This window comes from Mycolicibacterium chubuense, from assembly GCF_001044255.1.
Classification (GTDB): Bacteria; Actinomycetota; Actinomycetes; order Mycobacteriales; family Mycobacteriaceae; genus Mycobacterium; species Mycobacterium chubuense.
The window spans coordinates 1-521 of the sequence record NZ_JYNX01000042.1 but is presented as its reverse complement, the minus strand read 5'-3'; the positions used below and the strand labels follow the sequence as shown (position 1 = coordinate 521).

Sequence of the window (521 nt, the reverse complement as noted above, 5' to 3'; positions counted from 1 at the left end):
CGAACCGCCCGAACCGCCGTCGCCGCCCGCGCCACCGGCGCCTCCGGTGCCGTCGGGATTACCGGCGCTGCCGGCCTTGCCGGATGAACCGGTCGCACCGGTCGCACCGGTCGCACCGGTCGCACCGGCCTTGCCGGCCGTACCGGCCGCACCGGTCGAGCCCGCGGAGCCGTTGGCACCCGCCGAACCCTGGGCACCGGTCTGGCCGGCAGCTCCGGCTGCGCCGGCGCCTCCGCCCGCTCCGGCCGAACCGGTCGTGCCTGCAGCACCCGAGGCGCCCTGCTGGCCCGACTGGCCCTGCTGGCCCGTAGCACCCGTGGCACCGTTGTCACCGGCGAGTCCGGTCGCGCCGGCCGAGCCGGTCGCACCGGCCTTGCCCGCGGCACCGGACTTGCTGCCGCCGAAGCCGCCCTTACCGGCCGTGCCAGCCGCACCACCGGCGCCACCGGCGCCACCCGTGCTGCCACCCGGTCCGCCGAGGCCGCCCGCACCGGGCTGAGCTTCTCGTGAGTCAGCACCTC

The 521-nt window shown here is 78.1% G+C and carries 1 pseudogene; it reads right to left on the bottom strand.

Annotated features, from left to right (window positions below):
• Positions 1-521: pseudogene (locus MCHUDSM44219_RS17170) on the bottom strand (PGRS repeat-containing protein); the annotation flags it as partial.